At 48.6% G+C, this 14,031-nt stretch carries 14 protein-coding genes; 7 read left to right on the top strand and 7 right to left on the bottom strand.

Annotated features, from left to right (window positions below; translation table 11 throughout):
* Nucleotides 1-99: 99 nt before the first annotated feature.
* The 5 genes from ACXYMU_RS07360 to ACXYMU_RS07340 all read right to left on the bottom strand — a co-directional run bounded on the left by ACXYMU_RS07360 (nt 100) and on the right by ACXYMU_RS07340 (nt 4,197).
* Nucleotides 100-414 carry a pirin-like C-terminal cupin domain-containing protein gene (locus tag ACXYMU_RS07360; RefSeq protein WP_458985721.1) on the bottom strand — a complete coding sequence of 105 codons (315 nt, stop codon included), beginning with the start codon at nt 412-414 and terminating at the stop codon, nt 100-102.
* Between the two features lie 2 nt (nt 415-416).
* The gene (locus ACXYMU_RS07355) at nt 417-956 is read right to left on the bottom strand and encodes a pirin family protein (protein ID WP_458985720.1); all 540 of its coding nucleotides are present in this window, start codon (nt 954-956) and stop codon (nt 417-419) included.
* 12 nt (nt 957-968) lie between these two features.
* Nucleotides 969-1,850 (bottom strand): cysteine synthase CysM, encoded by an 882-nt coding sequence (cysM, locus tag ACXYMU_RS07350; RefSeq protein WP_458985719.1) that lies wholly within the window; start codon nt 1,848-1,850, stop codon nt 969-971.
* A gap of 155 nt (nt 1,851-2,005) precedes the next feature.
* A complete protein-coding gene (locus ACXYMU_RS07345; RefSeq protein ID WP_458985718.1) occupies nt 2,006-2,686 on the bottom strand; it encodes a type 1 glutamine amidotransferase domain-containing protein in 681 nt (226 codons plus the stop codon).
* 209 nt (nt 2,687-2,895) lie between these two features.
* Entirely contained in the window at nt 2,896-4,197 is a 1,302-nt protein-coding gene (locus tag ACXYMU_RS07340; protein WP_458985717.1) for a PQQ-dependent sugar dehydrogenase, read from the bottom strand.
* A gap of 122 nt (nt 4,198-4,319) precedes the next feature.
* Between ACXYMU_RS07340 and dinB the strand changes: the two genes are divergently transcribed.
* Nucleotides 4,320-5,399, top strand: coding sequence for a DNA polymerase IV (gene dinB / locus ACXYMU_RS07335; RefSeq protein ID WP_458985716.1), 1,080 nt, complete (start codon nt 4,320-4,322; stop codon nt 5,397-5,399).
* Nucleotides 5,400-5,480: 81 nt separating this feature from the next.
* Here the strand turns inward: dinB and ACXYMU_RS07330 are convergent, their stop codons facing one another.
* Nucleotides 5,481-6,224: a porin family protein gene (locus ACXYMU_RS07330; RefSeq protein WP_458985715.1), complete on the bottom strand. Its 744-nt coding sequence runs from the start codon at nt 6,222-6,224 to the stop codon at nt 5,481-5,483.
* 491 nt (nt 6,225-6,715) lie between these two features.
* A complete protein-coding gene (locus ACXYMU_RS07325) occupies nt 6,716-7,537 on the bottom strand; it encodes a hypothetical protein (protein ID WP_458985714.1) in 822 nt (273 codons plus the stop codon).
* Nucleotides 7,538-7,813: 276 nt separating this feature from the next.
* On the opposite strand from ACXYMU_RS07325, the gene ACXYMU_RS07320 reads away from it, so the two are divergent.
* The 6 genes from ACXYMU_RS07320 (at nt 7,814) to ACXYMU_RS07295 (ending at nt 13,983) form a co-directional block, all read left to right on the top strand.
* Nucleotides 7,814-9,427: a CTP synthase gene (locus ACXYMU_RS07320; protein WP_458985713.1), complete on the top strand. Its 1,614-nt coding sequence runs from the start codon at nt 7,814-7,816 to the stop codon at nt 9,425-9,427.
* 28 nt (nt 9,428-9,455) lie between these two features.
* On the top strand, nt 9,456-11,288 hold the full coding sequence (yidC, locus tag ACXYMU_RS07315) for a membrane protein insertase YidC (protein WP_458985712.1): 1,833 nt from the start codon (nt 9,456-9,458) through the stop codon (nt 11,286-11,288).
* A gap of 93 nt (nt 11,289-11,381) precedes the next feature.
* Nucleotides 11,382-11,978, top strand: coding sequence for a hypothetical protein (locus ACXYMU_RS07310; protein ID WP_458985711.1), 597 nt, complete (start codon nt 11,382-11,384; stop codon nt 11,976-11,978).
* Entirely contained in the window at nt 11,965-12,480 is a 516-nt protein-coding gene (locus ACXYMU_RS07305) for a DUF6438 domain-containing protein (RefSeq protein WP_458985710.1), read from the top strand. The genes ACXYMU_RS07310 and ACXYMU_RS07305 overlap by 14 nt, the downstream gene beginning before the upstream one ends.
* A gap of 153 nt (nt 12,481-12,633) precedes the next feature.
* On the top strand, nt 12,634-13,143 hold the full coding sequence (locus ACXYMU_RS07300) for a YsnF/AvaK domain-containing protein (protein WP_458985709.1): 510 nt from the start codon (nt 12,634-12,636) through the stop codon (nt 13,141-13,143).
* 45 nt (nt 13,144-13,188) lie between these two features.
* Nucleotides 13,189-13,983: a YsnF/AvaK domain-containing protein gene (locus ACXYMU_RS07295; protein WP_458985708.1), complete on the top strand. Its 795-nt coding sequence runs from the start codon at nt 13,189-13,191 to the stop codon at nt 13,981-13,983.
* Nucleotides 13,984-14,031 lie beyond the last annotated feature (48 nt).

The following is a 14,031-nucleotide window of genomic DNA, read 5'->3' as shown; positions in this document are numbered from 1 at the left end:
ATCCTGCCAGTCAAGTATCAAATGGTAATGGGTTAAAGCACAAAGGCCTCGCAGGAACAAACTCCTGCGAGGCCTTACTAGCGAGTAGGTATTTAATCCTTACCACTTCCCCATTTTACCTGATTGGTAGTCCTGGAAAGCCTGCTGAATTTCCTGCTCCGTATTCATGACAAAGGGGCCATGCGACACAACAGGCTCATTGAAAGGCAATGCATGCCCAAACAAAAGGTAAGCATCCTCCAACGCCTCCACCTGTACCAAACGGTGATCATGTTCAAACTCAACGAGGTGCAATTTGCTCACTTCCTGTCCATTTACTTTTACCTTGCCCCGCACCACATAAAAGAAAATGTTATGCGCTTCAGGCACTTCCGCTTCCCATTTACCAGTGGCGGTCAGTTCTATGCTACTCATCGCTATTCCGCCAAGGGAAGCGATGAGTAGCATAGAACTGACCGCCACTCTCCTGCTATCACGTTCACTTTCACCTTCCCATTGTCGTTTGAGGCAACAGGTATTTCATGCTGCTGCAAGCCCGTATAATGAGGCTTTACCATTTTATATTTCGCAGGCAAGTTCAACCACAACTGTAAAATCTCCAGCGGGCCGCCTTCCCGTTTAAACTTATCGGAAGAAATCTCTGCATGAATCAAGCCTGACCCGGCTGTCATCCACTGCACCCCGCCTTTTTCGATCACACTCTGACCGCCGCCAGTGTCCTGGTGCATGATATCGCCCTCTAAAATGAAGGTGAGCGTTTCGAAACCACGATGCGGGTGTGGCCCAAAAGGCAGGCCAGTGTTGTTTGGTGCGTACACCTGTGGGCCATGGTGGTTCAGAAACAGGAACGGATCTATATACTCAACTTCGCGGGTGGGCAACGCCCTGTAAGTAACCAGATTGCCAATCGGTGCGCTAACTGCTTTGTGAGTGCTTTTTATACCTCTAAATGCCATATCAGTTTTTGATTATCCAAACAGGTTAGATGATAAATACCGGTCGCCGCGGTCGCAGATAATGCAAACCACTACTCCCTCTTCCAGTTCCTCTATCAGCTTGGTAGCGGCATAAACGGCTCCGCCGCTGCTCATACCCGCAAACACGCCTTCTTCCCTAGCCAGGCGGCGTGTCATGGCCGTGGCATCTTCCTGCGACACGTCTATGGTCTGATCGACACGCTCCTTTTCAAATATCTTAGGCAAATACTCTTGTGGCCAGCGGCGTATGCCCGGTATCTGCGAGCCTTCCAGGGGTTGCGTGCCAACAATTTGCACGGCAGGGTTCTGTTCTTTCAAGTAACGGGACACTCCCATAATGGTACCGGTTGTGCCCATTGCAGAGACAAAATGTGTCACCTGCCCTTCTGTATCGCGCCAAATCTCAGGGCCTGTGCTGCGGTAGTGCGCCTCGTAATTATCGGGATTGGCAAACTGGTTCAATGACAGATAACCTCCGCCCGCCACCTTCTCATTTACAAAGTCAATGGCGCCCTCCATCGAATTTTCAGAGGGCGTCAGCGTAACCGTGGCACCATAGGCTTCCATGGTCAGCACACGCTCGCGGGTGGCGTTATCTGGCATCACCAGTTCGATCTCCACACCGAACAATCGCGCAATCATTGCCAGCGCGATACCGGTGTTGCCGCTGGTTGCCTCAATCAACTTCATCCCTCTCTTCAGTTCGCCCCGCTCCAGGGCGCCTTTTATCATGCCGTACGCTGCACGGTCTTTCACGCTGCCGCCGGGGTTATTGCCTTCCAGCTTGGCGTAAAGCCTAACACCGGGCTTAACATTGATGTGGGTTAATTCAACTAATGGGGTATTCCCAATAAAATCAAGTAAAGAAGCCATGTTCTGCTTATCGTTTTAATCTGATGCTGTTAACCGCAAATTAAGGTTTATGTTGTGAAACAACTAAACAAAGTCTCTGAGCCTTTCATAAAAACAAAGCCCCGATAAACCTAAGAAGCTTGTCGGGGCTTTATAAAACTCAAACGCTGAATGGCTTATTTTTTCAAAAGTTTTAAAAGCTCTTTCGCTGCTCCTTCGGAAGATGCCGGGTTCTGCCCGGTAATCAGCAGCCCATCCCGAACTACATGGGGTTGCCAGTCCCCTTCTTTCGAATAGTGCCCACCCAGTTCTTTCAATTTATCTTCCACTAAAAACGGAACCACATCAGTTAAATTTACCGCCTCCTCTTCGGTGTTGGTGAAACCGGTAACATTCTTGCCTTTTACGAACGGCGCGCCATTCTCATTTTTCACATCCGCAAATACAGCGGGCGCATGGCATACAGCGGCAATCGGCTTCTCTTGTTTAGCGAAGGCCTCAATGAGCTTTACTGAATCCTGGCTCGAGGCCAGGTCCCAGAGCGGCCCATGCCCCCCCGGATAGAAAACAGCATCATACTCCTCGGCTTTCACCTCTGCTAGTTTTACTGTCTTTGATAGTTTATGCTGCAAGCTTTCGTCCTTGTAGTAGCGTTCTGTGGCTTCGGTTTGCGCATCCGGTGCTTCGCTGCTAGGGTCAATCGGCGGCATACCCCCTTTGGGTGATGCCAAAGTGATGTCTACGCCGGCATCGGCCAAAACATAGTATGGGGCGGCAAATTCCTCTACCCAAAACCCTGTTTTATGGCCGGTGTCGCCTAACTTATCATGTGATGTCAATACAAATAATACTTTCATAGCTTTCGTTTAAGAGATAAAGTCAATTCAACTTCTCCTATTGAACGCAAAACCAAGGCATGGGATTTACCTTTGCGTGCACATTGCAGCTGTACGAAACATATTTCATGCGTTAATGCGCTATGCTTTGCCCCTAATGGGCTAAAAAAAGAAACCCGTTGAGCAATGCCGAACGGGTTTCAATCTAAATATTCACTGTTTGATATTCTTTATTTTGTGGCCATGACTTTCCAGATTATACCGCCCTCGTCATCAGCCACCAACAAGGCTCCATCAGGGCTAACCTCTACCCCAACCGGGCGACCGTAAACTTCGCTTTTATCTTCGTTGGCTATGAAACCCGTCAAAAAGTCCTCAGGGGCGCCTGCAGGCTTGCCGCCCTGAAAAGGCACGAACACCACTTTATAGCCCACAAAGTTAGTGCGGTTCCACGAGCCGTGCTGCCCAACAAAGGCACCTCCCTTGTACCTGGCCGGAAAAGTACTACCGGTATAAAACGCTAAGCCTAACGATGCGGTGTGCGCCCCCAAAGGCACTTCTGGCACCAATGCCTGCTGCACCAAATCAGGGCGTTCTCCCTTCCGGCGAGGATCCACGTTCTGACCAAAGTATGAATAAGGCCATCCATAAAATCCACCGGCTTTCACACTGGTCAGGTAATCGGGGACCAGTTCGTCACCGAGCTGGTCACGTTCGTTCACTGCTGTCCAGAGCATTTTGTTACTGGGCTCCCAGTCCATACCTACGGGGTTTCGCAGACCGCTGGCGTATACCCTTTCCCCCGTTCCATCCGGGTTGATCTCGAGGATATTGGCACGGCGCTCTTCTTCTTTCATACCATACTCGCCCACGTTACTCGCCGAGCCTACCGATACGTAGATTTTACGACCGTCCGGACTGGCGATGATGTTGCGCGTCCAATGGTGGTTATACCCCCCTGCTGGCAAGTCTAATATTTTCTCGGGCTGCGCCGTGATGCTTGTCTGGCCTGCCTGGTATGGGTAACGCACCAGCTTGTCAACCAGCGCCACATAAAAATAGTTGTTCAAAATCAGCATCCCGTATGGCTGCTGCACGCCTTTCAAAAAAACCTCCTGTACCTCTGGCAAGCCGTCGTTGTTCGTGTCGCGTAACAGCGTTATCTGGTTTGCGCTCTTCTTTTCGTCATCAGACTCTGCCACAAAAACATCCTTGTTTGGAGCAATGTAGATGCGGCGCGGGTGCTTGAGGTTCGTTGCATAACGCGATACTGTAAAGCCCGCCGGAGCCGTTGGTGTTTTTCCCGCTGGCCAGCCAATTGTTTTGCTAAATTTCTTCGCCCGATGGGTCGTGTCGGGCGCTGGCAACACAAGGGTGGCATTTGTCATGGTGGTAACAGTATCCGCGTCAGGATTGTAGGTTACAGATGCATCAGTACCCTGCTGCTCGGAAGTCTGTTCTGTACCAGTGCAGCCATACACGAGGGAACTAGCCAACAGAATACTAAATGCCTTTGTGAGGTTTGTCTTCATCTAAAAAAATAATTAAGTGGATAATCAAACCGTAGTATACGTGCACTTTCGCCAGAAAGAGGAAAGCAAAGAGGTTTACGGAAGTGCTCATACTTTTATAAATTGCAGGAAACTTGCACACTTTGGAAAACCCTATCCGGAAAATAATCCATGTGGACATGGATGCCTTCTTTGCTTCGGTGGAGCAACGCGACAATCCGGAACTGCGTGGCAAGCCAGTGGCTGTGGGCGGCTCGCGCGAGCGGGGTGTGGTGGCGGCGGCCAGTTACGAAGCCCGTAAGTTCGGCGTGCATTCGGCGTTGGCCTCCAAAATAGCTGCGCAACGCTGCCCGCACCTGATTTTTGTGAAGCCGCGCTTTGAGGCGTATAGTGCTGTTTCGCGGCAGATCCGGGAGATATTCCTGTCTTACACCGACCTGGTGGAGCCACTCTCACTGGACGAGGCTTATCTGGACGTGACCGAAAACAAGTTAGGCATGCCCTCTGCCAGCATCATCGCCCATCAGATAAAAGCCCGCATTCTGGAAGAGACCGGGTTAACGGCTTCCGCCGGAGTGTCCTATAATAAATTCCTGGCTAAAATAGCCTCTGATATGGACAAGCCGAATGGCTTTACGCTCATTACGCCAGATAAAGCGCTGGAGGTGGTCGGCGACCTGGCTATAGAGAAGTTTCATGGCATCGGTAAAGTCACGGCTCTAAAGATGCAGCAAATGGGCATCTACTCTGGGTACGATCTGCGCCAGAAAACAGAACAGGAATTAACCCGCAACTTCGGAAAAACAGGAAGATACTACTATCATATTGCCAGGGCGCAGGACAACCGGGAAGTGCAGCCACACCGCATCAGAAAATCCATCGGCTCAGAGCGAACGTTCGACACGGATATTTCAGAAGAGCATGAGATGCTGGAAAAATTGCAGTTTTTGGCCACTGAAGTAGCCCAGGACATGGCCCGCCTGCAGGCGACAGCCAAAACACTCACGCTTAAGATCAAGTATTTCGATTTCACGCTGAATACGCGCAGCAAAACATACCTCAGTGAGTTCAGTTCTGCGAATGCCATGTATTCCATTGCGAAAGAACTACTGCACACGCCTGCGCTTCCCCTCTACCCTGTGCGCCTGCTTGGCATTAGTGTATCGAGTTTGCTCTATCAGCACGACAAGCTGGAAGGCTATCAACTGACGCTCGATCTTTAGGTTTTAATGCAGCCTGTTATAATTGCAAAGCAGCATGCGCTATACCCACTTAATGAAATTTACATGCAGCACTAAAGTCTGCTAAGGCCTAATAAATACCGGCACACGCTTAACGGGTTTTAATTGGTAGAAAAACTTAACCGAGGCTGTTGCGAAGTGGTCATTTTCGCCTAAGATACCTGGTTCCCAGGCCCTGCTGTCCAGATAATCCGTTGAGGAAAAAATTAAGCTTAATTCGGGCGCAATGCAGAAATTATTGTGCACATAAAACCGGAGCCCACCGCCTATTGGTAAAAGCGCCATCATTCCGGTAGACGCCGCGCTGTTATCTAAGTTGTTTGCATCTCCATTTTTATCGTTTGAATAGGACGAAGAGGTATAAAACCCCGTCCCCACCCCGGCCTTGATGTATGGCACAACAAATCTGCGATGACGATAACGCCCAACCCCTGCATAGGGATTAATCAGGTTGACGAGTAGTGACGCCTCTAGCCGCAGCGCTTTTGAATTATAAGTAACATCGTCCTTGGAATACTCAGCGTCCTCATCGCCTTTAAATGTATTATACCCTAGATTTCCCAGTATACCGATGTATGGATTGAAATTATAAAGCGCACCAGCATCCAGGTGAAGGCCATACCCATTGTTGCGTATGGGGCGCAAACCGTTATCTCTGAATGGCCGGCTTTCGTTGTCACTGTTCATGATGGCCACCCCAATGCCTCCCGTCAACTCAAAGCCTTTGTTAAGGTAGCGCTTGTAGTGATGGTCCCACATACTAGCATCCTCGGAGTTGAATTTGACTGTAGTAGTCTGTGCTAGCAAAGCGTTGCAGGTCAAAAATAAACTACAGAGCACCAGAACATTAAGAACAATTCTATAAGAAAAATACATAAAAAAGGAAAACTGAACCAAGCTTAGGACTTGGAAATAAAATACATCAACACCGCCTTAACTAATCCAAATGAACCAGTAGTATGAAAAGGCTGATAATGCAAATGTATAGTCTTTCTAGGTTTAATTATACATACCTGGAAAACTAATTTCTAAAAAGGCCTCTCATTCGGATAAAATAGTATCCTAAAAGTCGAAGTAAAGCTGCTCAATAAATTGCTTGCTTTCGTTATATACCTCACCAAAAAACGTGACCAGTTGCAGGTGAAAGGCCAGGCACTTACACAGCTGTTAACGCAGGTTATAATTAGCTGTGTAAGTGCCTGGCCGCGATGATGCTGTATGTATACCTGCAAAAAAGAATGGCCTCAAAAACCGGATTATACCAACTCTTGAGGCCATTCTTCCTGTATTTTTTATTTCTATTGAACTTCAAAGGCAGGGGCCTTTTTAGTATGCTTGATTTTATAGAATATTTTCACGGAGGCGTTCAGGAAATGGTCGTTTTTACCTAAAAACCCGACCTCGTTTTTCCTGTTATCCGAATGATCCGTCGAAGAGAAATTCATGGTAATTTCCGGTGCGATACTCATGGCATCACTGACATTGAACTTGAAACCAGCTCCAATGGGGAATACTGCAGCCACCGCCGGATAGTCTGTTTGAGCGGCATGGTATACCCTCCCGCCACTCTGATCTGAAGTATAAGAAGAGGCTTTGTGTCTCGCCAGACCAATACCCGCTTTTACATAAGGGACTACAAATGTCAGGTGGCGGTTACCTCCGGTGCCCGTATACTGGTCTGCGAAGTTAAACAGAACAGATCCGGTTAGTTGAGCGATACTGGAATTGAAAGTAACATCGTCAGGATGGGCCAAATGCTTTGTTTTGTCCTCCTCTCCTTTAAATTTGCTATAGTCAAAACTGGCTAAGGCGCTCAATCTTTGGTTGAAATTATAGAGACCACCAAGACTGAGGTACTGCCCGATGCCGTTGTTGGCAATTGGCCTTAAACCGTTTTCCCCAAACTGGTGCCCCCGATTATCGCTGTTCATTATCCCAAAACCCACGCCGCCGGTAATTTCAAACCCACTGGATTCTGAGCCTCTGAAACCTCTCGGGGCAGAAAAGGCATCCTCCGAATTAAATTTATTCCTATTGAACTGCGCTTCGGCATTGTATGAAAATAATGAAAAAACAGCACTAAGGGCAATGAAGCTTATTGGCTTGTAAAAAGAGCACATGATAATCGGCTTTATAAAATTGAAAATATAACTATTTTGTAGCGTATTGACTGATAAGGGCTATATAAGGATTTAATATATAAAGGTTTCGCTACGGCCTATTTTTGCCGAACATTACAAGTCATTCTTCAGATAATTTAAAATATAGGGAGGCGGACTTTTTTTATGCTAATTATGCTTGAATTAGAAGAAAGTTATCCTATGAGTTAGCGGGTAAACTCTGGAAAATCGAATAATAAACTTAACTTTGCAGCCCATAAGGCTTAACCCAAACTTATGGCTACTAAATATATTTTCGTTACTGGCGGTGTGACATCCTCCCTCGGCAAAGGAATCATCTCTGCCTCTCTTGCAAAGTTGCTCCAGGCGAGAGGTTTTTCTGTTACAATCCAGAAGTTCGACCCATACATCAATATCGACCCAGGCACCCTGAACCCTTATGAGCACGGCGAGTGCTTCGTAACGGAAGACGGCGCCGAGACAGACCTTGACCTGGGCCACTATGAGCGCTTCCTCAACACACCAACATCACAGGCAAACAACGTTACGACCGGCCGCATCTACAACCACGTGATCACGAGAGAGCGTGAAGGCGCTTATTTAGGAAAAACGGTGCAGGTTATCCCCCATATCACCGACGAGATCAAGCGCCGCATGTTGCTCTTGGGCCAGAGCGGTGACTATGATATCGTGATCACTGAGATTGGTGGCTGCGTGGGAGATATCGAATCGCTCCCGTTTATAGAGGCTTTGCGCCAGTTGCGCTGGGAACTCGGCGTGCACGAAACCTGCGTGATTCACCTGACCCTGGTGCCTTACCTGCGTGCTGCCGGTGAGTTGAAAACAAAGCCGACCCAACACTCTGTAAGGGCCCTTTCGGAGGCAGGCGTACAGCCCGATATTCTGGTATGCCGTTCGGAGCACTCCATACCTGCCGAGATGCGCAAAAAGATCGCCTTGTTCTGCAATGTGAAGACGAACTCCGTGATCGAGTCCTTGGATGCGGAAACCATCTACGATGTGCCTTTGCTGATGCGCAAGGAGAAATTGGATGAGCGTGTGATCAGCAAGCTGAAGCTGCCGCATAGGCTGGACCCAAACCTAGACAGCTGGAAAGAGTTTCTGGGCCGATTGAAGAACCCTACCGCAGAAGTAAACATCGCGCTGGTAGGCAAGTACGTGGAGTTACCGGATGCTTACAAGTCGATCATTGAATCGTTTGTGCATGCCGGTTCTGCTAATGAGTGCAAGGTGAACCTGAAGACCTTCCAGTCGGAGAACATCAACAGCGATAACGTGGCAAGCCTGCTGCAGCACATGAACGGTGTATTGGTAGCGCCGGGCTTCGGTGAACGCGGGTATGCCGGTAAACTGGAGGCTATACGGTTTGTGCGGGAGAACAACATCCCATTCCTGGGCATCTGCCTGGGCATGCAGTGTGCCGCAGTGGAGTTTGCGCGCAACGTGCTGAAACTGGAAGGAGCCGCTTCTACAGAGATGGACCCGAATACGCCTCATCCGGTGATCGGTATGATGGAGGACCAAAAACAAGTGACCCAAATGGGTGGAACTATGCGTTTGGGTTCCTATACTTGTGAACTAAAACGAGGGTCGAAGGCTTATTCAATATATGGAAAGGCTAAAATATCGGAGCGTCACAGACATCGTTATGAGTTCAACAACAAGTACTTAGCTGATTTTGAGCAGGCAGGTATGATCGCTTCCGGCATCAACCCCGACACAGGATTGGTAGAAGTGATCGAGTTGCAGGACCATAACTGGTTTGTCGCCGCACAGTATCACCCTGAATTAAAGAGCACTGCATTGAACCCGCACCCGCTTTTTGTTAAATTTGTGAAAGCGGCCATCAACTTCGCTAAATCTAAATAAGCATATTACATTCTTCAAATTATATTAAATGGACAGAAATCAAGCAATTGGCTTTGGATTGATTGCCGTGCTGTTGCTGGCTTACTCGTTTTTCTTTTCAGCACCCGACGAGCAGGCTAAACAACTGGCAGTACAGGAAACAGCCAAAGTGGAGCAGGTACAGCAAGCGGCTCCGGTAGTAGACGACTCACTCGCACAGGTTCGCAGAGCTAGCGCTCTCGGCGCTTTTGGCGCTGCCGCTAACGGCGAGGAAACCACTACTACCCTGGAGAATGAGCACATGCGCGTTACCTTCAGCTCAAAAGGCGGCCAGGTAAAGGAAGTGTTGCTGAAAAATTATGAGACGTATCAAAACGAGCCGCTGGTTCTGTTCGACAGCAAAAGCAGCAATACCGATGTTAGCTTCACTACCGCTGATGGCAAGACAGTGCAGCTCTCTGACCTGTACTTTACGGCGGCGGATGTAAAAAACGTGGCAGCTACCGACAAGAATGCCGCTGGCAAAACCATCGCCTTCCGCGCTGAGCTGGGTAACGGCCAGTTTATTGAGCAGGCCTATACCCTCTACGACGAAAGCTTCTTGCTGGGGTATAACCTAAACTTCGAGAACCTGGCGCAGCAAATCAGCGGGAACACCATCACGTTTACGTGGAGCGACCGCCTGAAGCAACTGGAGCGTGACCTGAAACAGAATCGTGCCAAGTCGACCATTAACTACTATACTGCTGCCGAGGATTTCGACTACCTCTCGCTTTCTGAGTCTACAGAGACTGAAACTGTTGAACAGCCGCTGAAATGGGTAGCCAACAAGCAGAACTTCTTCACGGCGGGTATCATTGCAGGCAACCAATTTGCCGGCGCTAAAATGGAAGCCTCTGTGGACCCTGCCGACTCCCTGGTGGTAAAGACGCTTTCATCACAAATCTTGATCCCGACGCAGGATGTTCTGACGGGCAAGGGAGACTTCATGTTTTACTTCGGCCCGAACGACTACAAGATCCTGAATAAAATCGGGTATGACTTCGATAAGAACCTCGACCTGGGCTGGGGCATCTTCTCCTACGTGAACAAGTGGATTATTATCCCGGCGTTTGACTTCCTGGAGAATTACATCGGCAACTATGGCCTGATCATCATCCTGTTGGTGCTGTACATCAAAACCATCCTCTTCCCGCTCACTTACAAGTCGTATGTGTCGATGGCCAAGATGAAGGTGCTGAAGCCTGAGATTGACGCGATTAAGGAGCGCAACGATGGCGACATGCAGAAAACGCAGATGGAAACCATGAAGCTCTACTCCGAGATGGGCGTGAACCCGGTGAGTGGTTGTATTCCGATGCTGCTCCAGATTCCGATCCTGTTCGCGATGTTCAACTTCTTCCCGAACTCCATTGAGCTGCGCCAGGAAGCCTTCCTGTGGGCAACGGACTTGTCTACGTACGACATCTTCGCGAAACTGCCCTTCACGATCCCCTTCTATGGCGACCACGTGAGTATGTTTACGCTCCTGATGACGGCTTCTACCATCCTGTACACGTGGTCTAACAACCAGGTAAACACCATGCAGGGGCCAATGAAGTTCTACAGCTACCTGATGCCGCTTATCTTTATGTTCGTGCTGAACTCATACCCGGCAGGTCTTTCGTTCTACTACTTCATGTCAAACATTGTAACGTTCGGCCAGCAGGCCGCTATCCGCAAGTTTGTAGACGAAGGAAAAATCAGAGCAAGGCTGGAGGAGAACAAGCACAAGATAAAAGAGAAGAAAAAATCTGGCGGTCCGTCTTTCACGGAGCGTATGCAGGAGGCTATGCGGCAGGCGGCTGACAAAGAGCAGCAAAAGCGCAAAGCCAAAAAATAATCATAGCTATAAGCTACCAAGCACTAAAAGGCTCTCCTATCACGGGAGGGCCTTTTTTTATGCCTTTACCTGTTGGCATGCGTATGTATAGCTATGCACAAGAAACCAACGCTTTACTTACTCGCTGGCATGCTGACTGTGGTATTCGGCAGCTGCCAGCAACAAACGGATGAGGAGGGCTCCATTGCCAGCACGCATCCTAAGCTAGAAGAACAGCTAGCAAACCGTGGCATTGAAACACCCATATCCGACAACACCAATCCTGAGATTTATAACCGGTATCGTGTAACCATGGCGCAGTATCAGCAGAATAACCAGTTTAGGGTATCAGCGGTATACAGCGGTCAGCTTGCATCACTAAAACCCAGCAGCGACAGCCATGCAGGCAGGTATAAATCCGAAATAGTCAAGGCGATGGAGCAGGGTATAAACTTCGCCGGGAAATATACTATTGCCACGGTGTCCTGCGGTGAAAACTGTCAGGAGCATTTTGTAATCAACCGCATTTCAGGAAAGATAGTAGAATCAATCAAAGGCAATACCGGCACAGTATACAACCCAGACAGCCGGCTTCTCATCTTAAACCCACCTGACTCCACCATTGACTATGATGCATGCAAGGCCTGCCACCCGCAGGTTTATGAGTTTGTGGATGATACATTCAGAAAGCTGCCGCATGATGCATTTTAGTTTCCCTTGCTTAGCTCCCAAACTGGTTAGCGCTGTAGTGCTGGTGTTGTTTACTGCGCTGGTTGGCGCGTGTGCAAAACCTGCAGCACAAACAATAACAGCCCAGGATGCAGCAATCTCTCCGCTGCTGCTTTTTCAGAAAACCCCCTGCCTGGGGCTTTGCCCGGCTTACAACGCCACAATCTATCAGGATGGCAGGGTCGTGTACGTTCCATTCAAAAACGCACTGGCACAAGACACGCTGCTGATGCAGATGGGCCGAGCAGAGATGGATTCCCTTACCAAGAGAATTGAAAAGCTAGATTACCATGCCTTAGACAACACTTACCTTTCCGGTTGGTCTGATATCTCATCTACCTATACCACCTTTTACCAGGATGGACAGGCAGCCAAGCGCATTAAGCACCAGGAAGGCGGGCCAGAACAGCTCTTGCAATTTCAGAATTGGGTACACCAGTTACTTGAAAGGCAGGTAAAAACGGCACTTTCACCTGCCTATTAGTATAGGAAATCCACTTTCACTGGATGAGACGTCTCTACCGCTGATTCGGGATTCTTCATAACCATGCGCCTGGTGTTCCGTAGAAAATTATAGGCGCTTACTTAAACAACGACTTGGTAAAGCTATATTTTAACAGGCTAATACTTGCTGAAAATGAATGACAATAAAGACAAAATACAATCTGAGTTTGAGGAAAAACTTAGAGAGAGTGAGCTTGCCAAAAGTTCTTTACCTTCCAATAGCACCTTGTCAACTGAAGCGCAGAATCTCACACAACCGCTGACTATTCCGGTAATTGAGGAGCAGGTGAAAGTCGATAAGCATGTTATTGCAACCGGAAGCGTGCATGTATCGAAAGATGTACATGAAGAGAACGTGATCATAGACGAACCAATGGTGCATGAAGAGGCCGACGTTGAACGTGTCACAATCAACCAGTATATTGACGAGGCTCCTCCCGCCATTCGTAAAGAAGGCGATGTTACCATCATACCTGTGTTACAGGAGGAGGTAGTCGTTATGAAGCGGCTGAAACTGGTCGAGGAAATACGCATTACGAAGCGTAAAATTGAATCGCATCAGCCGCAGCAAATGACGCTTCGAAAAGAAGAAGTCATTGTAAAGCGGTCTGGCCACGAAGGCTTAGACCAACCTGAGTCCTGAGAATCGGGATTCAAAGATTATTATTAAATTAAATACAACCACACTATGAAACCACAAACTGTAATAGGGATTTTTGATTATGGAGTTGATGCACAAATGGCTGCACAACAATTGATGAACAACGGCATTTCTGAAAATAACATTGATGTTGCCGTGCGTGGTGCCACTGACAGAACAGGGGCCCCTGCCAATGCAAATGAGAACCGTACCACCGACAATAAAGACAAAGGATTTTTCGACTCGCTGTTCGATAACCGCGATGACTCTGGCAAGTACTCTGAAGTAGCCCAGCATGGCTCCGTCGTGGCAGTACACACACAATCAGAAACTGAAGCGAAGAAAGCAGCCGAGCTGCTCGATAAGTTTGGCGCTATAGATGTAGAAGACCGTGCAGAGAAGTATAAGGCCATGCCTCGAGACAAGCGCCAAGGCTGGATACAGTCCTCTATACCAGTAGTTCAAGAAGAACTGAAGGTAGGAAAGCGTGAAGTGGAAACCGGTGGCTTACATGTAAAGAGCCGCATTATCGAGAAGCCCGTGGAGGAACATTTACGCCTGCGTGAAGAGCATGTGCGTGTAGAGCGTCAGCCGGTGAACAGGCTTGCCAACGAGAAAGACATGGCTACCTTCAAGAAAGGTGAAACCAAAGTAATTGAGCACGCTGAGGTGCCTCAGGTGAGCAAAGAAGCCCACGTGGTGGAGGAAGTTAAACTCGGAAAAGAAGTGACCTCACGCGAAGAGACCATCAAAGACACCCTGCGCAAGAAAGATGTTGAGATCGATGACATCCGCAACGACAAATTGAACAGGGATAATCTGAGAGGCCCAGACACGAAGTAATTAGTTGGGTCTGCTAAACCAGCCCAAAGCGGCAGCTGTTCAGACAGC

Source organism: Pontibacter sp. CAU 1760, from assembly GCF_054482735.1.
The sequence above is the reverse complement of the archived record's forward strand: the minus strand, read 5'-3'. Positions and strand labels throughout refer to the sequence as shown.